The sequence below is a fragment of the Micromonospora sp. CCTCC AA 2012012 genome (assembly GCF_040499845.1).
Classification (GTDB): Bacteria; Actinomycetota; Actinomycetes; order Mycobacteriales; family Micromonosporaceae; genus Micromonospora; species Micromonospora mangrovi.
The window spans coordinates 6,593,043-6,619,096 of the sequence record NZ_CP159342.1 but is presented as its reverse complement, the minus strand read 5'-3'; the positions used below and the strand labels follow the sequence as shown (position 1 = coordinate 6,619,096).

Sequence of the window (26,054 nt, the reverse complement as noted above, 5' to 3'; positions counted from 1 at the left end):
ACCAGCCCGTCCAGGCCCGGACGGCACGGCACGACACAAGGGGAGAAGGCTCTGAACACCGACGTGAACGCGACGCAGCAGGAGACGGCCGGCGCCCCGGCCACCGGCTGGTGGACCGAGGCCGTCATCTACCAGATCTATCCGCGCTCCTTCGCCGACTCGAACGGCGACGGGATCGGCGACCTCCCCGGCATAACCGCCCGCCTCGGCCACCTCGCCGAGCTGGGCGTCGACGCGGTCTGGCTGTCGCCGTTCTATCCGTCGCCGCAGGCCGACGCCGGCTACGACGTGGCCGACTACCGGGACGTCGACCCGCTCTTCGGCACGCTCGCCGACGCCGACGCGATGATCGCCGAGGCGAAGAGCCGCGGCCTGCGGGTGATCGTCGACCTCGTGCCCAACCACACCTCGTCGGCGCACCGCTGGTTCGTCGAGGCGCTGGCCGCCGCGCCGGGCAGCCCCGCCCGGCAGCGGTACGTCTTCCGGGACGGAAAGGGCCCCGACGGCGCCGAGCCGCCGAACGACTGGCAGAGCGTCTTCGGCGGACCCGCCTGGACCCGGGTGGCCGACGGGCAGTGGTACCTGCACCTGTTCGACACCGGCCAGCCCGACCTGAACTGGGACAACCCCGAGGTCCGCACCGAGTTCCTGGACGTGCTGCGGTTCTGGCTGGACCGGGGCGTCGACGGTTTCCGGGTGGACGTGGCGCACGGCCTGATCAAGCAGGCCGACCTGGCCGACTGGCAGGAGCCGCAGGAGATCCTCTCCGGCAACGAGGTGGACAAGCCGCGACCGCCGATGTGGGACCAGGACGGCGTGCACGAGATCTACCGGGAGTGGCGACGGCTGCTCGACTCCTACGACGGCGAGCGGATCCTCGTCGCCGAGGCGTGGGTGGAGCCGGCCGAGCGACTGGCCCGCTACGTCCGCCCCGACGAGATGCACCAGGCGTTCAACTTCGAGTACCTGCTCGCCTCCTGGACCGCCCCGGCCCAGTACGCGGTGATCACCCGCTCGCTGGAGGCCACCGACGCGGTGGGCGCCCCGACCACCTGGGTGCTCTCCAACCACGACGTGGTCCGGCACGCCTCCCGGCTCGGACTGCCGATCAGCGGTGGCCGCCCGAACGGCATCGGCATCGGCGACCCGCAGCCGGACGCGGCGCTCGGCCTGCGCCGGGCTCGGGCGGCCAGCCTGCTGATGCTGGCCCTGCCCGGCTCCGCCTACCTCTACCAGGGCGAGGAGCTGGGCCTGCCGGAGCACACCACGCTGCCCGACGAGGCCCGACAGGACCCGACCTGGGAGCGCAGCGGCCACACCCAGCGGGGCCGGGACGGCTGCCGGGTGCCGATCCCGTGGGAGGCCGACGCCCCGTCGTACGGCTTCGGTCCGACCGACGCGAGCTGGCTCCCCCAGCCGGACTCCTGGGCCGAGTACGCCCGGGACCGGCAGGAGGGGGTGTCCGGTTCGACGTACGAGCTGTACCGGACGGCGCTGCGGCTGCGGCACGAGCACGCGTTGGCCCGCGGGCCGCTGAAGTGGCTCTCCTCCGGCGACGAGGTGTTGACCTTCACCAACGGCGGGCTCACCGTGCTGACCAACTTCGGCGCCGCCCCCGTGCCGGTGCCGCCCGGCGCCGAGCTGCTGGTCACCAGCGCCCCCCTCGACGACGACGGCCGCGTCCCCACCGACGTGACGGTCTGGTTCCGCGCCTGACGCCTCGCGCGGACGCGACAGTTTCCCGGAAAGAGTGGCCTTCCCGCGCGGGGAGGCCACTCTTTCCGTGAACGAGGGCGCTCCGGGCCGGGCGGAGGCGGGCGGTCAGAGGTGGTCGGCACGGGTGTGCAGGAGGGCGTGCACGGAGTCGATGTCGCCGGGTGAGGTGCGGGCGGCGAGCCAGTACATGACCCCGGTGGGGATGAAGAAGAGCTGGAAGGCGGCCAACCCGACGGCGAAGTTCAACGGCGGCGGGAACGCCGCCCGGAGCCCGTGGAAGGCCACCCCGACCAGCCCGTTGCCGGCCGCCCGGCCGACCCCGTTGACCAGGTTGCCCAGGCTGTAGACGGTGCCCCGGTGCTCGGGCGGGTTGACGTCCGCGATCAACGCGAACCAGTTCGGCGAGTTCGCCGAGGTGAGCGCCAGCGCGACCACGGCGGTGAGCAGGCTCAATCCCACCGTGGGCTCGGTGAACACGCTGGCCAGCACGGCGGCCACCACCGCGCCGGAGCCGGCGCCGTCGGGCACGTCGATCCGGACCGGCACGAGGAACAGCACCAGGTAGAACGGCAGCGCCGCGAGGATGCCCACCGCGGCGACCAGCGCCCGGCCGCTGGGCGTACGCCGTTGCAGCGCGTCGCCGACCAGACCACCCACGATCGAGAGCACCCCGCCGAGCTGGAACAGGGTGGCGAAGACGCTGCCCACCACCACGGCGGTCGCCGGTGAGTAGCCCTGCGCCCGGGCCCGCTCGGCGAAGAGCACCGGCAGCCAGACCAGCGAGCCGAACGCCGCCTGCGCGGTGAGCCCCTGGAGGACCAGCCAGCGGTTGGTCCGGCGGGCGAAGATGCGGGGCAGGTCCGCGCGGCTGATCCGGTAGTCGTACTCGGCCCCGGCGTCGATCGCCCCGGCCAGCTCCGGTTCGCTCTGGCCCCGCCGTACGTCGTAGGTGAACAGGTACGCCGCGGTGGCGGCGAGCCCCAGCACGGCGAGCAGCGCGAACGGCCGCCGCCAGTCGGTGGCGCCGAGGATGCCCCCGGTCAGCGTGCCGGCGAGGGTGCCGATCCCCTGGGACAGTCCCCAGAAGCTCATCACCAGGCCGCGCCGCCGAGGCGAGATCAGGTCGGTGACCACCGAGAAGCCGACCGAGCCGACCGCGCCCAGCCCGACCGCGGCGAGCAGCTGGGCGGCCAGGAAGACCGGGTAACTCCCGGCGAGGGCGCTGCCACCGGTGCCGGCGGCCCAGATCAGCGTGCCGACCATCAGCAACGGCTTGCGGTCGGTGCGGTCCCCGACGTACGCCCACGCCACCGCGGCCACCGCGCTGACCAGGAAGCTCGCCGCGGTGACCAGGCCGAGCAGGCGCTGCGACACGTCCAGCCCGGCGGAGATCGGCCCGTACAGGGGTGGGACCAGGCCGATCGCCACGTTGTCCAGCGACGCGAGGAGCACGAAGACCACCACGCTGTAGAGGCGGTGCGCCGCGTTCCCGCGTCGGGACGTCCTGCTGCCGGTCATGTCCGGCAGCCAACCAGGAGCAGATCACGGCCCGGTGACGACCCCCCGGCTCAGAGGTAGCCGCCGATCTCGGCGGGGACGACGCTCACCGGGGCGGAGCCGGCGCGCAGCGCGTACAGCTCGGCCAGGGTGGCGCCCTGCGGCGGCACCCCCGCCGAACCACCGAGCCACTCGTCGGCCTCGGCGTACGACAACGGGCCGACCTCGATCCGGGCCAGACACCGACCGGGACGGGTCACCGCCGGGTGTAGCCGGGACAGGTCCTCATTGGTGGTGATCGCCACCAGCACGTCGCGGCCCTGACCGAGCAGCCCGTCGGTCAGGTTGAGCAGCCGGGACAGCGCCTGCCCGGTCGCCTGCTTGGCCTCACCGCGGATCAGCTCGTCGCAGTCCTCCAGGATCAGCAGACGCCAGCGACGCCCCGAACCGCCCTCCTCGTCGTCGTCCCCCACCGCGATGTCGGAGAGATAGGCCGCGTCGTCGAAGAGCACGTCCGGGTCGAGGACGGCATCGACCTGGCACCACTCGCGCCACTGGCGGACCAGCGCGCGCAGGGCGGTCGTCTTGCCCGTGCCGGGGGCCCCGTGCAGCAGCACCAGCCGGCCCGTGACCGCGTCCGGCGTGACCTTCATCAGCCGGTCCAGGCCGGTCCGCGCCGCCTCGGCGTAGTTCCCCCGGATCGCCGCCCAGTCCGGCGCCACGATCGACCGGACGTCGCGCCGGGCGCCGCGCCGCGGGTCGTGGTGCCAGAACCCGATCCGGCCGGTGTCCGGGTCCTCGGGCTCGGCGGCGCCCGCGACGATCCGGTCCAGCGCCGCCTGGCCCACCTCGCCCGTCACCGCGGTCACGGTCACCTCGGCGTCCCGCCCGTTCCAGGTGACCACCCGCGCCGTCCACCCCTCACCGGCGAGCAGGCGGTACCGACGCCGGTGCTCGATCGCCACCCGCAACTCCCGGCCGTCGGCCGGGGTCAGCGCGGCGTCGTGGCGCAGCCGGGACAGCCGGACGGTCCGGGCCCACGGATGCCGGCCCGTGACGAAGTCGGTCAACGCCAACGCGTCCACCACGTCGCAGGGCGAGTCGGAGTCGTCGTACTGGAGCACGGAGGGCAGGCCGGCGTCGGGCGAAACGGGATGCATGATCCGATCATCGCCAGCCGGGACCCCAGCCGGCCAGCCGGTTATCCGTCCGCGCCCCGGTGACGGTCGACGACCAGGCCGCGGGCCTGCGCGTACTGCTCGCGGATGACGCCGACGGGGTCGGCCGCGTACTCCTGCGTGTCGGTGAGGGTCCACGCCGGTGGCGCCGCGCCGCCCAGGGCGACCCAGGCGGCCTGGCGGGCCGCGCCGTCGGCGACGTACTCCCCGGGCGGCGGGACCACCACCGGCCGGCCGAAGACCTGCGGGGCGATCCGGCGCACCGCCGCCGAGCGGGCGCCGCCGCCGACCAGGATGATCCGCCGGACGGTCGCCCCCTGGGCGGTCAGCGCGTCGAGGCCGTCGGCGAGCGCGCAGAGCATCCCCTCCACGGCGGCCCGGGCCAGGTGGGCGGGGGTGGTGTTGGCCAGGGTCAGCCCGTGCACCGCGCCGGTGGCCAGCGGCTTGTTCGGGGTCCGCTCGCCCTCCAGGTAGGGCACCATGACCAGCCCGTCCGCGCCGGGCGGGGCAGCCAGCGCCAGCTCGCCCAGCTCGTCGAGGCCGACCCGCAGCAGGGCCGCCGCCGCGTCGAGCACCCGGGCGGCGTTGAGCGTGCAGACCAGCGGCAGGAACCGGCCGGTGGCGTCGGCGAAGCCGGCGACCGCGCCGGACGGGTCGGCGGCGGGCGCGTCGGCCACCGCGAAGACCGTGCCGGAGGTGCCGATCGAGACGACCACGTCGCCGGGGCCCGCGCCCACGCCGAGCGCGGCGGCGGCGTTGTCCCCGGTGCCCGGGCCGAGCAGCACCTCCGACCCGCCCGCCGACGCCCGGTCGGTGGGCCGGGCAGCGGCGAGGGCCGCCGGGTCGAGCCGACCGGCCGGCTCGGCCGGGCCGAGCACCACGGGCAGGTGCAGCCGCCGCCCGAAGGCCCGTTCGAGCAGGTCGAGGCGGTGGTCACCGGTGGCCGGCGACCAGTAGCCGGTGCCGCTGGCGTCGCCCCGGTCGGTGCGCAGCGCGGCCAGCCCGGGCGCGCCGGCCAGCCGCCAGGTCAGCCAGTCGTGCGGCAGGCAGACGGCCGCCACCCGCTCGGCGTTCGCCGGCTCGTGCCGGGCCAGCCAGCGCAGCTTGGTGGCGGTGAAGCTGGCCACCGGGACCGAGCCGACCGCGTCGGCCCAGAACCGGCGACCGACCGCCCCGCCACCCGCCTCGGTGATCAGCTCGTCGGCCGCGCCGGCCGAGCGGGTGTCGTTCCACAGCAGCGCCGGTCGGACCACCCGGCCGGCCTCGTCGAGGCAGACCATCCCGTGCTGCTGGCCGGCCACCGAGACGGCCGCCACGTCGGCCAGCCCGCCGGCCGCCTCGACGGCCGCCAGCAGGGCCACCCACCAGGCTTCCGGATCGACCTCGGTGCCGTCCGGGTGCGGCGCGCGGCCCTGCCGCAGCAACGCGCCGGTCTCCGCGTCCCGGACGACGACCTTGCAGGACTGGGTGGAGGAGTCCACCCCGGCGACGAGCGGCATGGCGGCCCGCCTCAGCGCGCGCCGAGCAGGTGCTCGACGGCGAGCTGGTTGAGCCGCACGAAGCCGAAGCCCTTCGCCCCGGCCGGCTCCGGGTCGAAGTCCTCGAACGCGGACCGGTCGGCGAGCAGGTCGGCGTAACCCTCCCCCGGGTTCAGCGTCGGGGTGGCCAGGTCGGCGACCCGGCTGGCGGCGAGCGCCTCGGCCACCTCCGGGTCGGCCCGGAACGCCGCGGCCCGCTCCTTGAGCAGCAGGTACGTGCGCATGTTCGCCTCGGCCGACGTCCACACCCCGGCCATGTCCTCGGTGCGGGACGGCTTGTAGTCGAAGTGCCGGGGACCGTCGTACGCCGGGCCACCGTCGGGGCCGCCGTTCTCCAGGAGGTCCACCAGGGCGAACGCGTTGAGCAGGTCGCCGTGGCCGAAGACCAGGTCCTGGTCGTACTTGATGCCGCGCTGGCCGTTGAGGTCGATGTGGAACAGCTTGCCCTGCCAGAGGGCCTGCGCGATGCCGTGGGTGAAGTTCAGCCCGGCCATCTGCTCGTGGCCGACCTCCGGGTTGAGCCCGACCAGCTCGGGGCGGGCCAGGGTGGAGATGAAGGCGAGCGCGTGCCCGACGGTGGGGAGCAGGATGTCGCCGCGCGGCTCGTTCGGCTTGGGCTCGATGGCGAAGCGCAGGTCGTAGCCGGAGTCGACGACGTACTGGCAGAGCAGGTCGACGGCCTCCCGGTAGCGGTCGAGCGCGGCGCGGACGTCCTTGGCCAGGTCGTACTCGGCGCCCTCCCGGCCGCCCCACATGACGAACGTCTTCGCGCCCAGCTCGGCGGCGAGGTCGACGTTGCGCAGCACCTTGCGCAGCGCGTACCGGCGGACGTCGCGGTCGTTGCTGGTGAAGCCGCCGTCCTTGAAGACGGGGTGGGTGAAGAGGTTGGTGGTGACCATCGGGACGGCCAGGCCGGTCTCGTCGAGGGCCTTGCGGAACCGGGCCAGGTGGGCGTCGCGGGTGGCGGCGTCCGCGCCGAAGGGGACCAGGTCGTCGTCGTGGAAGGTGATGCCGTACGCGCCGAGCTCGGCGAGCCGGTGCACCGCCTCGACCGGGTCCAGCGCGGGACGGGTCGGGTCGCCGAACGGGTCGCGGGCCTGCCAGCCCACCGTCCAGAGACCGAAGGAGAACTTGTCGGCGGGGGTGGGACGGGGTGCCATGGCAGACCTCCGGTGGTGTCGTCCGCAAATTTGTTCAGTGGTTGAATTAAATGGCCACGATGTGGCACTGTCAAGCGGTGACCAGCGTCAGCACCGCCGGAGCCGTCCGGCAGGGCAGCCTCCGGGAACTCAACCTCGCCGTGGTGCTCCGCCGGATCGCCGGCGCCGACCGCCCGCCGTCCCGGGCCGACCTCGCCGCCGCCACCGGGCTCACCCGGGCCACCGTCTCGGCCGTCGTGGACGACCTGATCGGCGGCCGGCTGGTCGCCGAGGCCGAGCCGGCACCGCGTACCGGAGCGGGTCGCCCCGCCCGCGGCCTCGTGCTGGCCGACCACGGGCCGGCCGGGCTCGGCCTGGAGGTCAACGTCGACTACCTGGCCGCCTGCGTGGTCGACCTGACCGGCGCGGTCCGGCACCACGTGGTGGAACGCGCCGACCTGCGCCCGGTCTCCCCCGCCGACGCCCTGACCCGGCTCGCCGCGCTGGCCGCCGACGCGCACACCGCGGCCGTACGGGACGGGCTGACCCCGGCCGGCGTGGCCCTCGCCGTGCCCGGCCTGGTCGGCGCCGGCGGCATGGTCCGGCTCGCGCCCAACCTCGGCTGGCGGGACGTCGACGTCCCCGGCCTGCTCGCCGGTCACCGGCTGGCCGAAGCCGTCGACGGGATCCCGCCGCTGGTGGTCGAGAACGAGGCCAACCTGGCCGCCCTCGGCGAGCTGCACGCCGGTCCGCCCGGCTCCGCCAGCTTCCTGCACATCTCCGGCGAGATCGGGATCGGCGCGGGGATCGTCCTGGACGGCACGCTCTACCGGGGCGCCCGCGGCTGGAGCGGCGAGATCGGTCACATCCCGGTGCACCCGCAGGGCCGGCCCTGCCGCTGCGGCGGCCAGGGCTGCCTGGAGCGGTACGCGGGCCAGGAAGCCGTCCTCGCCGCCGCCGGACTGGCCGGCGCGGACCTGCCCGCCGACACCGCCGCGAGCCGGCTGGCCGAGCTGGCCGAGGCCGGCGACCCCGCCACCCTGGCCGCGCTGGCGGACGCCGGAACCGCCCTCGGGGTCGCCGTCGCGGGCGTGGTGAACCTGCTGGATCTGGACACCGTGGTCCTCGGCGGCGGATACGCCCCCCTCGCGCCGTGGCTGCGCCCGCCGGTGGTGGCCGAGCTGTCCCGCCGGGTGCTCACCGCCGCCTGGTCCCCGGTAACGGTCCGTCCGGCGGCCCTCGGCGCCCGGTCGGCGGCCGTCGGTGGGGCCAGCTCGGTGGTCCGCCGGATCATCGACCGCCCGGCCGGCTGGCTGACCCGTACGGGCTGACCGCGCACCTGCTCGATGGGCGATCACCAGCCCACGTCGGTACGCTTGCGCGCAGACAAGCACGCGAACGAGGAGTCCACGAACAGCATGCGCACAGGTCGACGGACCCGGGCGCCCGGCGAGCAGCGGTGACGGCCGGCCGCCGGGGCGGTCTCGCCGGACCGGTCAGCGGCGGCGGGCAGGTGTCCCGGTCCCGCCCCCGGCGTACCGTCGGGACCCCGCTCCCGGCCGACTCACGGCTGGCCCGGGAACTGCTGGACGGGCTCGCCGAGGCGATCGTCACCACCGACCAGGCCGGCGTGGTGACCCTGGTCAACGCCATGGCGGTCGAACTCCTCCCCGACCTCACCCCCGGCACCGACCTGGCCCGGTGCGCGATCGACGCGCTGGCCGGCGCGGTGCGTTCCGGCATCGACACCGTCGACCTGGAGCACCGGGGCCGCCGGCTGCGCGGGGTCCGCCGCAGCCTCGCCACCGGCGGCTGCGCCTGGTACGTGCGGGACGTCACCGAGGAGCAGGCCCGTACCGACGCGCTGCTCGCCGAGCGCTCCCGCACCGCCTTCCTGGCCCAGGCCGGCAGCCGGCTCGGCCTCTCGCTGCACCGGGACCAGACGCTGCGTACGGCCGCCACCCTCCCGGTGCCCTACCTCGGCGACGCCGCACTGGTCGTGCACCGCCCGCCCGCGCCCGCCGAGGACGAGCCGCACTGGGTCCGGTACGCCGACGGCGACCGCGTCCCCGTCACCGGCATCGCCTCCTGGGCGATCGCCGGCAGCGTCCCCGGCCTCGTCGAGGCGCTCCACGGCGACGCCACCGAGCCCAGCCCGTGGTTGACCGCCGAACTGGCCGACCTGGCCGACCTGCTGCCCGACGGCTTCGGCCGCCCCGGCACGCTGCTGATCAGCCCGATGCTCAGCGCCGGCGGGCCGGCCGGCGCGCTGCTGCTGGTCCGCCGCGCCGGACGCCCCGGCTTCGACCAGCGGGAGATCGACCTGGCCCGCGAGTTCGCCGCCCGGGCCGGCGCCGCCCTGGCCGCCGCCGACCTCTACGGCGAGCAGGCCCACCTGGCCCGGGTCCTGCAGAACAGCCTGCTCCCACCGGAGCTGCCCACCGTCCCCGGCGCGCGGCTGGCCGGCGGCTACCGGGCCGCCGGGGACAGCCTGCGCATCGGCGGGGACTTCTACGACGTCTTCCGCACCGGGGGCGGCGCGATGTTCGCCCTGGGCGACGTCTGCGGCAAGGGCGTCGGCGCGGCCGTGCTGACCGGCCGGGTACGTCAGTCCCTGCAGACCCTGCGGTTGGTCGAGCAGCGCCCGCTGGAGCTGATCCGGCTGCTCAACCGGGCGCTGCTCGACGCGCCCGACGCCGCCCGGCGCAGCCAGTTCACCACCCTGCTGCTCGGTGCCTTCACCCGGGAGGCGGACGGCGGCCTGCTGCTCTCCCTCGCCGGCGGCGGCCACCCGTCGCCGCTGGTGGTCCGCGCCGACGGGACCGTCGAGCCGGTGCAGGTGGGTGGCATGCCGGTCGGCGCGTTCGCCACGGCCCGCTTCGTCGAGGCGCAGGTCCGGCTGGCCCCCGGTGAGCTGCTGCTCGCGTACACCGACGGGGTGACCGAGGCGCGGGGCGGCCCCACCGAGCTGGAGATGTTCGGCGACGGCCGGCTGCGCGAGGCGGTCGCCCAGGCGGCCGGGCTGCCGCCGGCCGTGCTGGTCGAGCGGCTGCTGCAACTGGTCGACGAGTGGCTGGACGGGCAGGTCCACGACGACATCGCCATGCTGGTCGTGGCGGCGGCGTGAGCGGAAGCCACGACGGCGGGACGGCCACCGGCGGGATCGGGTCGGACGTCGTCGAGGCGTACCTCGACCGCCTGGACCGGGCCGACCAGGCCGGCGCGGTCGGGCTGGCCCTCGGGCTGCTCGACGCCGGTGTCCCGGTGACGGACGTCCTGGTGGACGTGGTCGCGGTGGCGCAGCGGGAGATCGGTCGGCGTTGGCTGACCGGGTCGTGGAGCGTCCCCCAGGAACACGCCGCGACGCACGTCAGCGAGGTGGTGGTGGGCGCCGTGGCCGCCCGCATCACCGCGGCCCCCCGGCTCGGCCACGTCGTGACGGCCTGTGTCGAGGGCGAGTGGCACGCGCTGGCCGCCCGCATCGTGGCCGAGGTGGTCCGGGCCGCCGGCTGGCGGGTGACCTTCCTGGGCGCCAGCGTGCCCGCCCGGCACCTGGTCTCCTACCTGCACCAGAGCGGGCCCGACGCGGTGCTGCTGAGCTGCGTGCAGCCGACCCGGCTGGTCCGCGCGGCCCGGATGGTGGAGTCCTGCCGGGCCGCCGGGGTGCCGGTCGTGGCGGGCGGCCCCGGCTTCGGCCCGGACGGCCGGTGGGCCGCCGCGGTCGGCGCGGCGGCCTGGGGCGCCACCGCCCGGGACGCGGTCCGCCTGCTCGACCGGCAGGTCTTCACCGGCCACCCGACCGGCCCGAGCGCGCCGACTCCCGACGACGAGTACGTGGCCGTGCTGCGTCACCGGCGGGAGGTGGTCCACGCGGCCCTGCGCGCGGTCGACCCGCCCGAGGAGACCGCCGACGACATCGCCACCGGGGTGGCCCACCTGGTCGACGCCCTGGCGGCGTCGCTGCGGGTCCGCGACCCGGAGCTGCTGATCGACTTCGTGCGCTGGCAGGACGAGGTGCTCACCGCCCGCGGCGGACGGCGGCTGCTCGACGTGGTGCTCGCCAGCTGCGAGCGGGCCCTGTCGGAGCATCCCCGAGCGGGCCACCACCTGCGGCTGGCGCGGGTCGCGGCCACCGACGGCTGAGCGCGGTCGCGCCACCGGCGGCTGAGCGCGGCCCGGTCAGGCGGTACGCGCCACCGGCGGGTCGCCGGCCGGCTCGGTCGACGGTTCCCCGGCGGACTGGAGGACCGGCCAGCCTCCCTCCGGGGCCGACCGGCGCCGGACCACCTCGTGGAACTCCGCCATCCCCCGGGACAGCGCCGCCCTTCCCTCCGGGCTCATCCCGGCCAGCACCCGCTCCAGCCGGTCCTTGCGGGCGGCCCGCAGCTCGGCCAGGAGGCGGACCGCCTCCGGGGTGAGGTGCAGGGAGATCTCCCGCCGGTCGAACCGGCCCGGCTCCCGCTCCAGCATGCCCGCCGCGACGAGCCGGTCGCAGAGCCGGCTGGCGGAGGAGAGCAACATGTCGAGCTGCCCGGCGAGCCGGCGGAGGTTGATCCCGTCATGCTGCTCGACGACCATGACGGCGCGTAACTGGGCGCCGGAGAGCCGGGTGGTCCGCTCCCGGGCCGCCTCCCAGACAGCCAGCAGGGTGCCCGCCGTCTCGTCGAGAGCGGCAGCCATACTCGCTTCTGGTCCGTACGGACCGTGTTCTTCGGCCATGGTGGGCCCGAGACTACCTCGCCCATCAGGCCGACGACCTGTGCAAAGGAGCAAAGATGAGCGGACCGGATGATCGGGCCCGGCGCACCCTCACCGAGGCGCCGGCCGATCTGCTGCTCGATCGGCTCGCCGCCGAGCTGGCCCGGTCGTACGGGATCACCGAGGCGGAGCTGTACCAGGTCGACTACCGACTGTCGGTGCTGCTCCCGCTGAGCGGCGGGGAGCCGATCAGCGGGCCGGGGCATCCCGCCTGGCGGTGCTTCGACCACCAGGAGCCGATCCTCAACGACGGCACCGGCTGGTTCCCGGTGGGTATGCGGGGTGAGCGGCGCGGCGTGCTGAAGTTGTCACCGGTCCCCACCGACCCGGCCGTCGTCGACACGCTGGACGGCATCGCCACCGCCTTCGGGCACGAGGTGGCCGCCGTGACCGCCAGCACGGACGTCTACCTGACCGCCCGGCGCAGCCGACGGCTCACGCTCGCCGCGGAGATGCAGTGGGAGCTGCTGCCGGGCCGCAGCCGGATCCGGCCGTCGTTCAGCCTCGCCGGCCAGCTCGAACCGGCGTACGCGGTGCGGGGCGACAGCTTCGACTGGTCCGACGACGGCCACCGGCTCTGGCTGACCACGATCAACGGCTCCGGGGAGGGGGTGGCCGCGTCGCTGCTGACCACGCTGGCGACCCACGCGCTGCGCAACGCCCGCCGGGCCGAGCTGAGCCTCGCCGACCAGGCGGCCCTGGCCGACCAGGCGGTCTATGCCCTGCACCGGGGCGCGCAGCACCTCTCCGCGCTGATGATCGAGCTGGACCTGGCCGAGGGCCGGCTGACCGCGGTCGACGCCGGCTCGCCCCGGCTGCTCCTGCTGCGCGACGGCGAGGTCAGCGAGCAGACGCTGGAGAAGCAGTTCCCGCTCGGGATGTTCGAGGACACCGACTACCGGGAGCAGCACTTCCAGCTCCAGCGCGGGGACCGGCTCTTCGTGGTCAGCGACGGCGTCATCGACGCCACCGGCCAGCAGATCCGGTACGGCGAGACGGCGCTGGACCGGTTCCTGCGCCGGACCGGGCCGATGGAGCCGCTGGACGCCGTCCGCTCCCTCATCGGCGACCTGCGGGCCTTCGTCGCCGGTGACCTGGTCGACGACGCGGTGGTGGTCTGCCTCGACTGGCTGGGTCCGCAGCCCTGACCGCCGGCCGGCCCCGGCGCGGTCGCGCGCCGGGGCGGGGCTCAGCGGAGCGCCTGGGCTCGGCTCAGTACGCGCCGCGGCTGTTGACGACCGCGCCGAAGGTCTTCCAGAGGATGGTGAGGTCGGCGGCGAGCGACCAGTTCTCCACGTAGTAGAGGTCCAGCCGGATGCCGTCCTCCCAGCTCAGGTCGGAGCGGCCACTGACCTGCCAGAGCCCGGTCATGCCGGGCTTGACCAGCAGGCGGCGGGCCACGTCGCCGTCGTAGCGGGCCACCTCGCTGGGCAGCGGCGGGCGGGGGCCGACCAGGCTCATCTGGCCGAACAGCACGTTGGCCAGCTGGGGCAGCTCGTCCAGCGACCACTTGCGCAGCAGCTTGCCGACCCGGGTGACCCGGGGGTCGTCGCGCATCTTGAACATCAGGCCGTCGGTCTCGTTGCGGGCGGCCAGCTCGGCCAGCAGCGCGTCGGCGTTGACGACCATGGTGCGGAACTTGAAGACGCCGAACTCCTTGCCGCCCTGGCCGACCCGGACCTGCCGGAACAGCACCGGCCCCCGGCTGTCCAGCTTGATGGCGAGTGCGATCACCAGCACCACCGGCAGCAGCAGGGTCAGCGCCACGAACGAGATGGAGCGGTCGACGAAGCCCTTGACCAGCTTGCGGGCCCCCCGGAACTCGGGCGCCTCGACGTGGATCAGCGGGAGGCCGGCGACCGGGCGGGTGTGGATGCGGGGGCCGGCGACGTCGGTCAGCGCGGGCGCGACGACCAGGTCGACGCCGGTGCCCTCGAGTTGCCAGCCGAGTCGGCGCAGCCGGGTCGCGGTCAGCTCGCCGGAGGCGGTGACGGCCACGGTGTCGGCGCCGATGGCGGTGGCCGCCTCGGGGATGCCGCGGAACGAGCCGACCACCGGCACGTCGCCGAGGCGCTGCGGCACCGGGGCGAGCAGGGCGTCGGGGATGCAGGCGCCGACCACCTGGTAGCCGGCGTACGGCTCGCGGCGCAGGGTGTGCACCAGCTCCAGCACGTGCGCGGTGTCGCCGACCACCAGCACCTTGCGGGACCAGCCGGTGCCCCGGTCGCGCGCCCGGTGCAGCCGCTTGCGGGCCGCGAACCGGGTCACCTCCAGGCCGAGGGTGCCGACCGCGAAGGAGATGGCGAGGAAGCCCCGGGAGACACCGACGTCGGCGATGTAACCGGCGATCGCGATGCCGCCGGCCAGGCGGAGGCTGGCCGAGCTGACCCGGCGGTACTCGTCGGCGCCGTAGCCGAGCACCCGGTCGTCGTAGCAGCGCAGGGCCCGCAGGGAGATCAGCCAGATGAGCAGCAGGCCGGGGGCCACGACCACGTACGGGATCTTGGAGCCGCTCGGTTCCTCCTCACCGAACCGGGCGACGTATCCCACCAGGATGGCCAGGGCCAGCACGGCGGTGTCCAGGACCACCAGGAGCCGGACGTACGCCCGCTCGTCGGCGCGACCCGCCGGCCCGGGACGGTGGCCGCCCGGTCCCGTCGGGGTCCTGGCGGGGGTCAACAGCGTCGCCGAGGTCACCGGCCCTCCCCACTTCGCTCAGGCCGGACCCGGTCGGGGCCGGCGGCGCCGGAGCACGTCGACATATCTTGCCTCGACAATTATGGACGCCGATTGATTCGGACGTATTACCGTCACTTCTCCTCGGCCGGTCCACGGCCGGGAAGCGTGCCGCCGTACCGGATTCCCGGCACGGCGGCACACCCTATCCTGACTGGCGACTCAGCGGGGAGCGTTCGGCCGCAGCGCGATCGCCTGGAGGAAGATGTCACCGATCTTGGCCGGGTCCTCGGTGACGAAGGCGCCTCCGCCGGTGACCTTGGTGATCGACTTGAGCTCCGCCTGGCTGACGTCGGCGCCGATACCGATGATGACCACCTGCACCGGCTGCTCCGGGTCCTGGATCTTGGCGAGCTGCTTGAGCAGCTCCGCCTGCGAGATCCCGTTGTCGTCGTCGTTCTTGCCGTCGGTGAAGAGCACCACCGAGTTGACCTTGCCCGGCTCCCACTCCCGCTGGACCTCCTTGTAGGCCGCGAGCATGGTGTCGTAGAGACCGGTGTTGCCGTCGGAGGGTCGGATGCCGGCCAGGCCCTGCTCCAGCGCGCCCCGGTTGCCCGAGAGCGGGTTGATCCCCACCAACTGCTTGTAGTCGGTGTTGCCGCTGAGCTTGGTGGAGAAGGTCCACAGCCCGATCGACCAGGAGTCGTCGAACAGACCCAGACCCCGCCGGGCCGCCTCGACCGTGACCTGCTCGCGGGTCGCCTTGCCGGCGCTCGGCACGACCTGCTTCATCGAACCGGAGACGTCGATGACGCAGAGCATCCGACCGGACTGGGTCGCCACGGACCAGGTAGCGGTGGCCCGCTGGATCGCGGCCGGGTCCAGGCCGGCCGTGCCGCCCTGACCGATCGCCGGCACGGCGTTCCCGCCGCCGTTGGCCGGGCTCGGCGCACCCTGCGGCGCCTTGAACCCGTCACCCCAGTTGCCGTCCGGCCCGCGCAGCGACTGGGCGGCCAGCCGGTTCCGGAAGCCGGGAGTGGTGAGCAGCTCGAAGAGCACCTTCGCGGCCGACGCCTTCGCCGGCTCGATGCCGGGCAGCACCGCGAACGGGTAGTCCAGCGGCATCGGCGACGGCTCCAGATAGAGCGCGGCGAGCTGGATCGGCGGCTTGGTCTGGTTGTACGCGATCACGTCCTCTTCGGAGAGCGCCGCGGCACCCAGGCCGTTGGCGATCGCTGCCGGGTCGGACGAGCGCGGGAAGCGGGCGAGGAGGTCCTGCCGCAGGGCCGAGCGGCCGGTGGCCAGCGCCCGGAACGCCCCGGTCATCGCCTTCTGCGCGTCGCCGCCGGCCCCGCTCGCGGCGGCGGTCAGCGAGAGCAGCCCGGAGAGGCCGGCCGCGTCCTGGGTCGGCTCGACGATGCCGGCCCGCAGCGGCTTGCTGCTGGTCACCTGGCGCAGCAGATCGGTCCAGGTCAGCTTCTTGTCCGGCCAGTTCAGCCGGGCCGAGGCCACCGGCTCGGGGACCGCGACCACGATCGGGCTGCGGGCGATGGACGCGCCGTTGGCCGGGGCGAACGCCGTGGCCCCGCCGTTGCGCAGCCGCAGCAGCCAGGTCGAGGAGTCCGGCACCCAGACGTCCGGCGTGACCGCGGTGCCGCTGGCCTGACCGACGCCGGCCAGAGTGGCGCCGTGCTTGCTCGCCACCGCGGCGGCCACGTCCACCGGCTCGGCGGCGGTCACGTTCACGGCGATGCAGGTCGGGCCGACCGCGGCCCCGTCGGCGACCCACTGGTCCGCCGCCGCCTTGACGGCGGGGGCGATCTCCGGGGCGGCCGCGAGCGACAGCTGGATCTGCCCGGAGCACGAGGGGCCGGCCAGCTGCTGGTAACCGAACCAGGAACCGGCGATGACGGCGACGAGCGCAGTCGCCGCTGCTGCGGCACCTGCCCCGCGGAGGCTTGAACGCATGCGATGGCGGCCAGACACGCTGACCATCTTGCGTATCTCGTGGGGTTACTGCCACAACCGTTCGGACGAAAGTTACGCAGGAGAAACAGTTGATCGCAAAACTGCTACGGTGAGTGACCAGTCAGTCTCCTGGCGTGTCAGCGTCCACTCCGGAGAGTCCGCCGGCGACCCCGGGAGCGGTCGCCGTCAGGGCAGTACGCAGGTCGGGCTGGGGGTCGCCACCGGCTCCCCCACCGCCTCCGGCACCCCGCTGACCGGGTCCACCCGGAAGATCCTGATCATGTCGGCGCGCTCGTCGGCGACATAGAGGTGCTCCCCGGCCAGCGCGAAGTGCCGCGGCCACCCGCCACCCGTGTCGACCTCGGCCACCAGCTCCGGCGCCTCGGCGGCCAGCGAGAAGACCGAGACGGTGCCGACGCCCCGATTGCCGACGTAGAGGAACCGGCCGTCCGGCCCGACGGCGACCTCCGACGGCTGCACGTGCCCGGGCCGCCCGCTGGCGTCCACCCGGTCCCGCTGGTGCAGCACCCCGTCGGCGAGCGCGTACGCGGTCACCGAGCCGTCCAGCTCACCGACCAGCCAGCAGCGTCGGCCGTCGGGGTGCCGGGCCAGGTGCCGGGGGCCGGTCCCGGCCGGGGTACGCACCCGGGGGGCGCGCGGCACCAGCCGACCGGAGGCGGCGTCGAGGTCGTACCGGTAGACCGAGTCGGTGCCGAGGTCGACGACGAGCAGCGGACCACCGGCCGGATCGGGCGAGACCATGTGACAGTGCGCCCGGTCCTGCCGCTCGGGATCCGCGCCGTGCCCCTCGTGCCGGACCAGGTCACTGCGGTCCCCCGGGACGCCCCGCGCGTCGAGCGGGAAGACGGCCACGCTGCCGCCGCCGTAGTTGGCGACGAAAAGGTGCCGGCCGTCCGGCGCGACCGCCAGGTGACACGGCTCGGCGCCGCCGGTGTGCCGTACGCCCAGCTCGGTCAGCTCGCCGTCCGGGGCGGCCCGGAAGGCGCTGACCTGCCCCTCGGCCAGCTCGTTGACGGCATAGACCACCGGCAGCTCCGGGTGCCGGACGAGGAACGACGGCGACGGTGTCACCGCGGCCGTGCCGACCACGGCCAGCTCCCCCGACGCGGGGTCGCGCCGGGCGACCTCGATCCCCGCGGCGCGCCCGCCGCTGTGCGCCGTGTAGCCGCCGATGTGGACGACCTCGCCCTGACCGGTCACCGGGTCCCACCTTCCGCCGTGTCTGCGTCGATCCAACCAGAGGCTTCCCGGTGAGCCGGCGGTTCAGGCGTGTTTTCCGCGACCGGTTCGCCGCCGGACGCGCGACCGCCCCGCCGCCGACCCCCCGGGCCGCGTCCGCCGGGTCGGCTCAGCCGACCGGGACCGGCTCGCCCCGCTGCCGCGCGACGTGCTCGACCAGCGAGATCAGCACCAGCTTCCCGGACTGCCGCTCGCGGGCGTCGCAGAGCACCATCGGCACGTCCGGGTCCAGGTCGAGCGCGTCCCGGACCGCCTCCAGGCTGAACCGGCGGGACCCGTCGAAGCAGTTCACCCCGACCACGAACGGGATGCCCCGCTGCTCGAAGTAGTCGATCGACGGGAAGCAGTCGGCCAGCCGGCGGGTGTCCGCGAGCACCACCGCGCCGAGCGCGCCGAAGGCCAGCTCGTCCCAGAGGAACCAGAACCGGTCCTGGCCGGGCGTGCCGAAGAGATAGACCTGGAGATCGTCGTTGATGGTGATCCGGCCGAAGTCCATCGCCACCGTGGTGGTCGACTTCTGCTCCACCCCGGAGAGGTCGTCGGTGCCGATCCCGGCGTCCGTCAGCACCTCCTCGGTCTGCAACGGCCGGACCTCGCTCAACGCGCTCACCAGCGTCGTCTTGCCGGCACCGAAGCCACCCGCGATGAGGATCTTCAGGGCCAGCGGGACCGACCGGCCGGTGCCGTCCAGGTCATAGCGCACGGAGTCCACTGACCACCGCCTTGAGGATGTTGTCGTCGGGCAGGTGGGCGGCGGCCGGCGGCCGGTGCACCGTGACCAGCCGGCGGGCCAGCAGGTCACCGAGAAGCACCCGGACCACGCCGACCGCCAGGTCGAGGTCGGCCGCGAGGTCGGCCACCGCCACCGGACGTCGGGCCAGCTCGACCAGGCGCCGGTGCTCCGGCTGCAACCCCGGCTGGCCCGCCGGGTCGGCGGACGGCGTGGCCAGCACGAAGGCCACCAGGTCGAAGCCCTCCACCGGGGGCCGGACCCGGCCACCGGTCAGGGTGTACGGGCGGACGACCGGCCCGGCGGCCCCGTCGAGCCACTCGTGCTGCGGTCCCGGCGACTCAGCCCGCATCGGCCGCACCCGCCGCGGAACGCACCGGGGCGCTGAGGTTCTCGCCCACCCGGATCACCAGCATCGCCATCTCGTAGGCGACCAGGCCGATGTCGGCGTCCGCCTCGCTCACCACCGCGAGACAGGCGCCCTGCCCGGCCGCGGTGACGAAGAGGTACGCGGAGTCCATCTCCACCACGGTCTGCCGGACGGCCCCGCCGCCCAGGTGCCGGGTGGCGCCCTTCGCCAGGCTGGAGAAGCCGGAGGCCAGCGCGCAGAGGTGCTCCGCGTCGGTCCGGTCCAGCGCGGCGGAGGCCCCGAGCAGCAGCCCGTCCGCCGAGAGCACCACCGCCTCCCGGGCGGCGGGGACCCGGTCCACCAACTCGTCGAGCAACCAGTCGAGATCGGCGTTCTGCCTCGTCGTGTTCACCACTAGGCGTCCCTCTCAGTTGCGGTCAGGGGATCCGGAACCGCCGACGGCTCCGGCGGGGAGGACTCGGCGGGCTGCTCCGGCGCGATCGGCGTGACCTGGGCGAGCGGGACGGTCGGGGCGGTCATCGCCCGGGTGCCGTCCCGCCGGCCCCGCGCGGTGCCGGCCTGGAGGGCGGACATCGTCCGGCGTACCTCCTCGGGCGGGCGGGGTGCCGGGGTCTCCGCGGCGGCCGGGCGGGGTCGGGCGGGCCCGCGTCGGCGTACCCGGCGGGGCAGGCCGTCGCCGTCGGGGGGCGCCTCGACCGTGGAGCCCCGCCCGGCCGCGAAGGGCAGCACGGGGGTGCCCGACTCGTGGCGTTCCCGGGCCGGGCGGGCGGTGCGCGGCCGGGGCAGGGTGCTGAGCCGGGTCACCTTCGCCATTCGCTGGTCGTCGGCCGCTGCGCCGTCCCGGGCGGACCCGAGTGCCGGCTCGTCGGTGACCAGGTCGGCCGGGACGAGGACGACGGCGGTGACCCCGCCGGGGGTGGCCGGGCGCAGGTTGACCCGGACCCCGTGCCGGGCGGCGAGCCGGGCCACCACGAAGAGGCCGAGCCGGGCGCTGTCGGCGGGGTCGAAGTCCGGGGAGCGGGACAGCCGCCGGTTGGCGTCCTCGAGCGCCTGCGGCGACATGCCCAGCCCGTGGTCGGTGATCTCGATGGCGTACCCGTTGGGGACGGCCTGGCCGGTGACGTCGACCCGGGTGCCGGGTGGGGAGAAGGCGGTGGCGTTCTCGAGCAGCTCGGCGAGCAGGTGGATCACGTCGCCGACCGCACGGCCCAGCACGCCCGCGGGCTGCACCGTACCGACGTCGACCCGGTCGTACGACTCCACCTCGGAGATCGCCCCGCGGATCACGTCGACCGTGGCGACCGGGTTGCGCCAGCCCCGGCCGGGCGCGGCGCCGGCCAGGATGACCAGGTCCTCGGCGTGCCGGCGCAGCCGGGTGGCGAGGTGGTCGACCTGGAAGAGGCCGGCCAGCTCGTCCGGGTCCTCGGCGTGCCGTTCCATCCGGTCGAGCAGGGCGAGCTGCCGGTGCACCAGCCCCTGGCTCCGCCGGGCGATGTTGAGGAAGACCTCGTTGAGCCCCCGGCGCAGGGTGACCTCGTCGACGGCGGCCTGGACGGCGGTGCGCCGTACCTCGTTGAAGGCCCGTGCGACCTGGCCGATCTCGTCGCCGCCGTGGTCCAGCTCGGGAGCCTCCCGGGCGACGTCGACCTCCTCGCCGCGGCGCAGCCGGGTGATCACGTCGGGCAGCCGCTCCTCGGCCATCTCCAACGCGGCGGTACGCACCCCGGTCAGCCGGCGGGCCAGCGACCGGCCGACCCGGAGCGCCACCAGTACGCAGACCACGATCGCGGCGAGTCCGAGCACCCCGGCGGCGGCGAGCCGGGTCAGGATGCCGACCGCCATCGGGACGGAGCGCTCGGCCAGCCCGTCGGCCTGGCTCAGCTCGAAGTCGCGCAGTTCCCGCTGGACGGTCGCCTGGCTGGTCTCCCAGGTGCGCACGTCGAGCCGGGCCGGCAGTTCGGGGGCGCGGACCAGGGTGTCCTGGAGGGCGCGCAGCCGGATGAAGGCCTCCCCCTCGGTGAGCCGCTGATAGCCGGCGCGGCCGGTGTCGGGCAGGTCGGCGACGGCGGTCTCGGCCAGGAAGCGCTGGTTGTTGATGGTCTGCACGAGCTGCGCGTACTCGCCGTCGGCGTACCGGCCGGCGGTGAGCGCGCCGGCCAGCAGGGCGTCGGTCTGGCCGAGCAGCTCACGGGAGCGGCCGAGCGCGGTGAGCGCCAGCGCCTCCCGGTTGAGCTGGGTGTCCGGCAGCGTGGCCATGGCGGAGAACGCCTGGAAGGCCGAGGAGATCATTCCGCTGTAGAGGCCGAGCGCCCCGGCCCGGTCCACCTGCCGCCGGTCGATGAAGCCGCGCCCGGCGGGCAGGGCGTCCAGCGCGCCGGCGAGCTGGTCCAGTCGGGTGTCGAGCAGGTCGTTGGCGGCGTCCCGCAGATCCTCGCCGTCGATCCGGCGGCGCAGGTCGGCGACCGCCCGGTCGGTGCGCTGCCGCTGCTCGGCCAGGGCCGGCAGGTCGGTCGTGCCGGCGAGCTCGACGACCGAGAGGCGGCGTTCGCGTTGCAGCTCGGCGACGACCGTCTCGCCGGGACGGCCGAGGTCATAGAGGAGGGTCCGGGCGGCGAGCAGGTTCAGGGCGGGTCCGAAGGTGAGCGTGGTGGCGAAGATCCACAGTGCCAGCAGCGCGCTCACCGGCCCGATGACCAGCGCGGTCAGCTTGGCGCGGATCGGCCAGTCGCGGGTGTTCATCAGACCTCGCCCGGAAGGTGTCGCAGGGGTGGCGCCGGCACCGGACCGGGCGGTGTCCCGGCCGCGGCGCCGGGCCCCGGCTCGGGCACCCTGCGAAGGATACGTAATCCCTTCGCGATGCACTACCGGCCGCCCCGCCAGGCCTGAAAGCCGCCCGGGTGGGGAATCGGCAGGAAAGTGGCCCGGATCGGGATTGGCGATCACCGGACGGAGGGAATACCAGCGGGCGAAGGAGGAGCCATGTCGCCCACGCAGGTAGTCGTCATAGTCGTCGTTGTTCTGGTGCTCGCGGCGCTGGCCGCGTTCGCCGTGGTGGCGAGCCGTCGCCGCGCCCTCAGGCAGCGCTTCGGGCCCGAGTACGACCGGGTCGTGCAGGAGCGGGACAGCCGCAGCGCCGCCGAGCGGGAGCTGCGGGACCGGGAGCGCCGGCACGCCGAGCTGGAACTCACCCCGCTCAGCCCCGAATCCCGTACGAAGTACGCCGCCGCCTGGGAGGAGCTCCAGGTCCGCTTCGTCGACTCCCCGGCCGAGACCGTCGGCGACGCCGACGAGCTGGTCAGCCGCCTGATCGCCGAGCGGGGCTACCCCACCGGCGACTTCTCCGACCAGATCGCCCACCTGTCGGTGGAGCATGCCCGCACCCTCACCCACTACCGGGACGCCCACGAGATCCGGCTGCGCAACGAGCGCGGCGAGGCCAGCACCGAGGAGCTGCGTCAGGCGCTCGTGCACTACCGGGCCCTCTTCGCCGACCTGCTCGGCACCGACCCGGTCGGTCACCAGCCGCCGGAGCAGCACCACCCCGACCACGAGCACGACGTCACGAGCCGCTGAGGAGACCGCGATGCGTCAGGAAGAGCAGCAGGTGACGAACGAGCACCCCGAGGCCGTCCGGTCCGCGCCGGTACCGGTGCCGCCCCCGGGTGACGTTCCGGGCGGGACCCGGCACGACCGGGCCGCCCGCGCGGACGTACCGGAGGACGCCTTGGACGACCGGGGCACCTTCGACGACCCGGCGGTCGCCGACGGGCGTCGGGACGCCGAGCTGGACGAGACCCGGGGGTACGACGCCCGCGAGCTCCGCGACACGGAGGCGGCCGACGCCGACCGGGACGGTCGACCCGAGTTCCACGAGCCCGCCCCGCTGCCGACCGCCTTCGGCGCCACCACGGTCGGCGACGCGGTGGCCGCCTCGGCCATGGCGAGCGGCCGTCCGGAGGACGAGCGGGACCCGCGGAACGAGGACACCGCCATGCCGGGCGACGGCGCACCCGGGCGGACCGACGCGTTCGACGACGAGCGGGCCGACCCGACGGCGGGCGACCGGCTGCACGACCGGCACCGCTGGGAGGCCGAACACACCGGCGACCGGGACGACGACGCGGTGCGCGCCGGGGCCGTCGGGTACGGCAGCGCCGAACCCACGATGGTCGACCCGGACACGGAGACCGGGACGGCCGGCGCGGGGCTGACCGGCGCCGCGGCGGCCGGCGCCCTGGCCGGGGCGGCCCGCCCCACGCCGGGCGCGGTGCCGGCGGACGCCGCCACGCTCTTCGAGCCGGCGACCGCGCAGGGCTTCCGGGACCGCTGGCGCAACGTCCAGCTCCGCTTCGTGGACGATCCGCGGGCCGCCGTCGGTGAGGCGCAGTCCCTGGTCGAGGAGGCCATCGAGGCGCTCTCGGCCGCCCTGCGCGCGCAGAAGAGCACGTTGGGCGGCTGGCAGGAGTCCGGCTCGGCGGACACCGAGCAGCTGCGGGTGGCCGTACGCGGCTACCGGGACTTCCTGGACCGGGTCCTCGGTCGCTGAACCGCTGACGGACGCCCCCGGCCGATTCGGGTCGGGGGCGTCGGGCTGTCCGCTTCCGTCCCGCCAGGCATGAAAGTCCGGATCCGGGGTAGAAGCGGGCGCACCAGTGGCGCGGCGTGATCGAGGGGTGACCGGATGGGTGACGGCAGCGGGCTGCGGTTGAACATGAACGCGCTGGACTACGGCATTCTGGCGCTCTATTTCGTCACGGTGCTGGGGGTCGGCTTCGCCGCCCGCCGGGCGATCCGGACCAGCGTCGACTTCTTCCTCTCCGGGCGTTCGCTGCCCGCCTGGGTGACCGGCCTGGCGTTCGTCTCGGCGAACCTCGGTGCCCTGGAGATCATCGGGATGGCGGCCAACGGCGCCCAGTACGGCGCGATGACGGTCCACTACTACTGGATCGGCGCGGTGCCGGCGATGGTCTTCCTCGGCATCGTGATGATGCCCTTCTACTACGGCTCCCGGGTCCGCAGCGTCCCGGAGTACCTGCGGCTGCGGTTCAACCGGCCGACCCACCTGCTCAACGCGATCACCTTCGCGGTGGCCCAGATGCTGATCGCCGGGGTGAACCTGTACGCCCTGGCGCTGATCATGCAGGCGCTGCTCGGCTGGCCGCTCTGGGTGGCGATCATCATCGGCGCGGTGATCGTGCTGGCGTACATCACCATCGGCGGGCTCTCCGGCGCGATCTACAACGAGGTGCTCCAGTTCTTCGTGATCGTGGCCGGTCTGGTGCCGATCACGGTGCTCGGCCTGGTGAAGGTCGGCGGGGTGAACGGCCTGATGGACGCCGTCCGCGGCTCGAAGCTCGGCGAGGCCGGCCTGCACGCCTGGCAGGGCACCGGCAGCACCGACAACCCGCTCGGCGCGCACTGGCTCGGCATCGTCTTCGGGCTCGGCTTCGTGCTCTCCTTCGGCTACTGGACCACCAACTTCGCCGAGGTGCAGCGCGCGCTGTCGGCCAAGAACATGAGCGCCGCCCGGCGTACGCCGATCATCGCCGCGTACCCGAAGCTGCTGATCCCGGCGGTCACCGTGATCCCCGGCCTGATCGCCCTGGTCACCGTGAAGGGGCTGGGCGCCGAGTCCGGCGACCTGGTCTACAACAACGCGATCCCGCTGCTGATGCGCGACCTGCTCCCCAACGGCGTGCTGGGCGTCGCGGTGACCGGCCTGGTCGCGTCCTTCATGGCCGGCATGGCGGCCAACGTGAGCGGCTTCAACACCGTCTTCACGTACGACATCTGGCAGGCGTACGTCCGACGGGACCGCTCGGACGAGTACTACCTGCGGATCGGGCGGATCGCCACGGTGGTCGGGGTGGTCGCCGGCATCGGCACGGCGTTCATCGCCGCCGGCTTCAGCAACATCATGAACTACATCCAGGCGCTCTTCTCGGTCTTCAACGCGCCGCTCTTCGCCACCTTCATCATCGGCATGTTCTGGAAGCGGATGAGCGCGCTGGCCGGCTTCTGGTCGCTGCTGTCCGGCACCGTGGTGGCGGTGGCGACCTACCTGCTCTACAAGCTCGGGGCGTTGAGCTTCAACTCCGACCTGGAGGAGAGCTTCTGGGGTGCCGGCCTCGCCTTCGTCACGGTGGCCGTGGTGGCCGCGGTGATCACCCCGCTCACCCGCCCCAAGCGCAACGAGGAGTTGGAGGGCCTGGTGTACGGCATGGGCGGGGTCGACCTCAAGGGCGACGTGCTGGCCGGCGACCGGGTCTGGTGGCGCTCGCCGGTGCTGCTCGGCGCGATCGCGGTGGTGCTGGCCGCGCTCTTCTACATCCCGGTCTTCTGACCCGGCCGTCCACCCTGAGGAGGTTGACCATGGACCACCGCAACGAGCGGGCGCACGACCCGCAGGTCGAGGAGACCGAGAGCGAACGCGCCCGGTCCGCCGCGGCCCGGCTCTTCGACATCCGCCGGGTGATCGGTGGGCTCTTCGTGGCGTACGGGCTGATCGTCGGCCTGGTCGGGATCTTCGACTCGGCGGCCGAGATCGACAAGGCCCAGGGGGTACGGATCAACCTCTGGGCCGGCCTGGTGATGCTCGCCTTCGGGCTGCTGATGCTGCTCTGGCAGTGGCTGCGCCCGCTGCAACCGCCGACCACGGAGGAGGCCCGGGAGGTCTGACCGGCCGCATGGCCCGCCCTCGACGGGGTACCCGGGACGAGGGAACGTGTCCGGGGACGAGGAGGGTCATCATGACTGATCGGGACCGACCGCTGGAGGAGACGCCCGAGGCGGCCGCCGCGGTGGACGACGACAGCACCGTGCCGCAGTTGCGGACCGGTGGCGCCGGCGACCCGGACAACCCCGTCTTCACCGAGCCGGACGGCGCGGTCCCCGACACCGGGTCGCCGGACCTGCTCGGTGACCCGTACGCGGCCGGCACCGGGGCGACGGGGACGGGCACCGGCGCGGGCGGGGACAACATCCGCACCGGCGCGGAGCAGCCGTGGGAGCCGGAGGACCTGGTGATGGCGCGAGGCCAGGACCTCACCCCCGAGAACATCGACCGCGCCCGCCGCGACCTGGCGGAACAGGGCCAGGCCGCCATCGAGAAGACCGTCCCCTGACCCGATCCCTCCCGCGTCCATGCACGGCGGGGGCCCCTGGGGCGACCGGTGGACGGTCGACCCAGGGGCCCGTGGGAACCTGCCGCGGCGGTGCCTCACT

22 protein-coding genes are annotated in these 26,054 nt (G+C 74.4%); 10 read left to right on the top strand and 12 right to left on the bottom strand.

Translation table 11 applies throughout. The features are described from left to right. Nucleotides 1-51 precede the first annotated feature (51 nt). Nucleotides 52-1,716 (top strand): glycoside hydrolase family 13 protein, encoded by a 1,665-nt coding sequence (locus tag ABUL08_RS30000; protein ID WP_350938918.1) that lies wholly within the window; start codon nt 52-54, stop codon nt 1,714-1,716. Between the two features lie 105 nt (nt 1,717-1,821). Here ABUL08_RS30000 and ABUL08_RS29995 read toward each other — a convergent pair whose 3' ends face one another. Genes ABUL08_RS29995 through xylA form a run of 4 tightly spaced genes read right to left on the bottom strand, consistent with a single transcriptional unit; the run spans nt 1,822 to nt 7,089 of the window. Continuing rightward, on the bottom strand, nt 1,822-3,234 hold the full coding sequence (locus ABUL08_RS29995) for an MFS transporter (protein ID WP_350933426.1): 1,413 nt from the start codon (nt 3,232-3,234) through the stop codon (nt 1,822-1,824). A 50-nt stretch (nt 3,235-3,284) separates the two neighbouring features. Further along, the gene (locus tag ABUL08_RS29990; protein ID WP_350933425.1) at nt 3,285-4,373 is read right to left on the bottom strand and encodes a DUF5925 domain-containing protein; all 1,089 of its coding nucleotides are present in this window, start codon (nt 4,371-4,373) and stop codon (nt 3,285-3,287) included. Between the two features lie 41 nt (nt 4,374-4,414). Beyond that, on the bottom strand, nt 4,415-5,890 hold the full coding sequence (gene xylB / locus ABUL08_RS29985) for a xylulokinase (protein ID WP_350933423.1): 1,476 nt from the start codon (nt 5,888-5,890) through the stop codon (nt 4,415-4,417). Nucleotides 5,891-5,901: 11 nt separating this feature from the next. Next, nucleotides 5,902-7,089, bottom strand: coding sequence for a xylose isomerase (gene xylA, locus ABUL08_RS29980; protein ID WP_350933422.1), 1,188 nt, complete (start codon nt 7,087-7,089; stop codon nt 5,902-5,904). A gap of 50 nt (nt 7,090-7,139) precedes the next feature. On the opposite strand from xylA, the gene ABUL08_RS29975 reads away from it, so the two are divergent. The 3 genes from ABUL08_RS29975 (at nt 7,140) to ABUL08_RS29965 (ending at nt 11,211) form a co-directional block, all read left to right on the top strand. Further along, nucleotides 7,140-8,399: an ROK family transcriptional regulator gene (locus ABUL08_RS29975; RefSeq protein ID WP_350933421.1), complete on the top strand. Its 1,260-nt coding sequence runs from the start codon at nt 7,140-7,142 to the stop codon at nt 8,397-8,399. Nucleotides 8,400-8,527: 128 nt separating this feature from the next. Next, on the top strand, nt 8,528-10,195 hold the full coding sequence (locus ABUL08_RS29970) for a PP2C family protein-serine/threonine phosphatase (RefSeq protein ID WP_350933419.1): 1,668 nt from the start codon (nt 8,528-8,530) through the stop codon (nt 10,193-10,195). Further along, entirely contained in the window at nt 10,192-11,211 is a 1,020-nt protein-coding gene (locus ABUL08_RS29965; RefSeq protein WP_350933418.1) for a cobalamin B12-binding domain-containing protein, read from the top strand. The genes ABUL08_RS29970 and ABUL08_RS29965 overlap by 4 nt, the downstream gene beginning before the upstream one ends. Before the next feature lie 36 nt (nt 11,212-11,247). Here the strand turns inward: ABUL08_RS29965 and ABUL08_RS29960 are convergent, their stop codons facing one another. Continuing rightward, nucleotides 11,248-11,748 (bottom strand): MarR family winged helix-turn-helix transcriptional regulator, encoded by a 501-nt coding sequence (locus tag ABUL08_RS29960; protein ID WP_350933417.1) that lies wholly within the window; start codon nt 11,746-11,748, stop codon nt 11,248-11,250. A 95-nt stretch (nt 11,749-11,843) separates the two neighbouring features. Between ABUL08_RS29960 and ABUL08_RS29955 the strand changes: the two genes are divergently transcribed. After that, nucleotides 11,844-12,974: a PP2C family protein-serine/threonine phosphatase gene (locus ABUL08_RS29955; RefSeq protein WP_350933416.1), complete on the top strand. Its 1,131-nt coding sequence runs from the start codon at nt 11,844-11,846 to the stop codon at nt 12,972-12,974. Nucleotides 12,975-13,038: 64 nt separating this feature from the next. Here ABUL08_RS29955 and ABUL08_RS29950 read toward each other — a convergent pair whose 3' ends face one another. The 7 genes from ABUL08_RS29950 to ABUL08_RS29920 all read right to left on the bottom strand — a co-directional run bounded on the left by ABUL08_RS29950 (nt 13,039) and on the right by ABUL08_RS29920 (nt 21,569). Further along, the gene (locus ABUL08_RS29950; protein ID WP_350933415.1) at nt 13,039-14,523 is read right to left on the bottom strand and encodes a sugar transferase; all 1,485 of its coding nucleotides are present in this window, start codon (nt 14,521-14,523) and stop codon (nt 13,039-13,041) included. Between the two features lie 201 nt (nt 14,524-14,724). Continuing rightward, the gene (locus tag ABUL08_RS29945; protein WP_350933414.1) at nt 14,725-16,470 is read right to left on the bottom strand and encodes a VWA domain-containing protein; all 1,746 of its coding nucleotides are present in this window, start codon (nt 16,468-16,470) and stop codon (nt 14,725-14,727) included. A 186-nt stretch (nt 16,471-16,656) separates the two neighbouring features. Next, nucleotides 16,657-17,691 carry a lactonase family protein gene (locus ABUL08_RS29940; protein WP_350933413.1) on the bottom strand — a complete coding sequence of 345 codons (1,035 nt, stop codon included), beginning with the start codon at nt 17,689-17,691 and terminating at the stop codon, nt 16,657-16,659. Between the two features lie 148 nt (nt 17,692-17,839). Then, nucleotides 17,840-18,442: a GTP-binding protein gene (locus ABUL08_RS29935; protein ID WP_350933412.1), complete on the bottom strand. Its 603-nt coding sequence runs from the start codon at nt 18,440-18,442 to the stop codon at nt 17,840-17,842. After that, nucleotides 18,423-18,812 carry a DUF742 domain-containing protein gene (locus tag ABUL08_RS29930; protein ID WP_350933411.1) on the bottom strand — a complete coding sequence of 130 codons (390 nt, stop codon included), beginning with the start codon at nt 18,810-18,812 and terminating at the stop codon, nt 18,423-18,425. The genes ABUL08_RS29935 and ABUL08_RS29930 overlap by 20 nt, the downstream gene beginning before the upstream one ends. After that, nucleotides 18,802-19,224: a roadblock/LC7 domain-containing protein gene (locus ABUL08_RS29925; protein WP_350933410.1), complete on the bottom strand. Its 423-nt coding sequence runs from the start codon at nt 19,222-19,224 to the stop codon at nt 18,802-18,804. The genes ABUL08_RS29930 and ABUL08_RS29925 overlap by 11 nt, the downstream gene beginning before the upstream one ends. Beyond that, on the bottom strand, nt 19,224-21,569 hold the full coding sequence (locus ABUL08_RS29920) for a sensor histidine kinase (RefSeq protein WP_350933409.1): 2,346 nt from the start codon (nt 21,567-21,569) through the stop codon (nt 19,224-19,226). Before ABUL08_RS29920 ends, ABUL08_RS29925 begins: the two co-directional genes overlap by 1 nt. Before the next feature lie 240 nt (nt 21,570-21,809). Here ABUL08_RS29920 and ABUL08_RS29915 point away from each other — a divergent pair, with 240 nt between their 5' ends. The 5 genes from ABUL08_RS29915 (at nt 21,810) to ABUL08_RS29895 (ending at nt 25,954) form a co-directional block, all read left to right on the top strand. Continuing rightward, entirely contained in the window at nt 21,810-22,403 is a 594-nt protein-coding gene (locus ABUL08_RS29915; protein WP_350933408.1) for a hypothetical protein, read from the top strand. A gap of 10 nt (nt 22,404-22,413) precedes the next feature. Then, complete coding sequence (locus tag ABUL08_RS29910) at nt 22,414-23,376, top strand: hypothetical protein (protein ID WP_350933407.1); 963 nt, start codon at nt 22,414-22,416, stop codon at nt 23,374-23,376. A gap of 135 nt (nt 23,377-23,511) precedes the next feature. After that, on the top strand, nt 23,512-25,173 hold the full coding sequence (locus ABUL08_RS29905; protein WP_350933406.1) for a sodium:solute symporter family protein: 1,662 nt from the start codon (nt 23,512-23,514) through the stop codon (nt 25,171-25,173). A 29-nt stretch (nt 25,174-25,202) separates the two neighbouring features. Further along, nucleotides 25,203-25,508, top strand: a complete 306-nt coding sequence (locus ABUL08_RS29900; protein ID WP_350933405.1) for a hypothetical protein — start codon at nt 25,203-25,205, stop codon at nt 25,506-25,508. Between the two features lie 71 nt (nt 25,509-25,579). Further along, entirely contained in the window at nt 25,580-25,954 is a 375-nt protein-coding gene (locus ABUL08_RS29895; RefSeq protein ID WP_350933404.1) for a hypothetical protein, read from the top strand. Nucleotides 25,955-26,054 lie beyond the last annotated feature (100 nt).